The organism is Vibrio sp. 704, from assembly GCF_033339295.1.
Genome location: NZ_JAWOUH010000690.1, coordinates 1 through 601, shown reverse-complemented (window position 1 = coordinate 601; position 601 = coordinate 1). Strand labels below are relative to the sequence as shown.

Here is a 601-nt window from a genome sequence, read left to right as displayed (position 1 = left end):
AGCCGTCGACGGCATCAAAAAGATCGAGCTACACGGCATTCAACCTCGCGTTGTACATATCGATATGCCAGACGAGCGCTTGGCTCAATATGGTTTGTCGATCGCACAAGTTTGGAACCAACTGAGCACACAAAACAGCACGTTCGAAGCGGGAAAATTCGATGCGGGTACAGAGCGTATTCGTATTGCGCAAACCAGTGAGTTTCAGTCTCTAGAAGACATTCGCAATTTAATCATCAATGGTGGCACCGGCGAGTTTGGCTCGGGGTTGATTCGTTTTGGTGACATCGCCGACATCACCATGGGTTATCAAACACCAGCATTGGCAGAAAACCGCTACAACGGAGAGCCCGCTGTCACCTTGGCTGTGAGCCCAGTTCAAGGCATTAACGTGGTGTCACTTGGCGATACGATTCAAGACATCATCGCTAACTACCAGGCAACGCTGCCGCTGGGTGTCGACATCTCGACCGTTGCTTATCAACCTGAAGAAGTACAAAAGTCTATCGACGACTTTGTTGGCAACCTGCTTGAAAGTGTCGCGATTGTTTTTGTGGTGTTGTTGGTTTTCATGGGCTTTAAGAGTGCGACCATCGTTGGC

At 49.6% G+C, this 601-nt stretch carries 1 protein-coding gene; it reads left to right on the top strand.

What is annotated here, in order from left to right; all coding sequences use genetic code 11:
• Positions 1 to 601 (top strand): efflux RND transporter permease subunit (locus tag R7R24_RS28535; RefSeq protein ID WP_318120432.1); only part of this gene is annotated, 601 nt, incomplete at both ends.